This window comes from Microvirga pakistanensis (genome assembly GCF_004458765.1).
Lineage (GTDB): Bacteria > Pseudomonadota > Alphaproteobacteria > Rhizobiales > Beijerinckiaceae > Microvirga > Microvirga pakistanensis.
Genome location: NZ_SPJX01000637.1, coordinates 1 through 223 on the forward strand (window position 1 = coordinate 1; position 223 = coordinate 223).

The 223-nt window shown below is 64.1% G+C and carries 1 pseudogene; it reads left to right on the top strand.

Annotated elements, in window-relative coordinates:
- Positions 1-223, top strand: a pseudogene (locus E4K09_RS24160) (2',3'-cyclic-nucleotide 2'-phosphodiesterase); the annotation flags it as partial.

Sequence of the window (223 nt, forward strand, 5' to 3'; positions counted from 1 at the left end):
AAGGAGGCGAGGAGAACGCGGCATTGCATCTGGCCAAGGTCGACGGCATCGACGTGATCCTGACCGGCCACCAGCATTTCGTGTTCCCGGGCGGCAAGGAGTTCAACAACAGTCCCGGCGTCGACGTGCAGAAGGGCACCCTGCACGGCAAGCCCGCCGTGATGGCCGGCTTCTGGGGCAGCCATCTGGGCTTGATCGACCTCGAGCTGACGAAGGAGGGAGA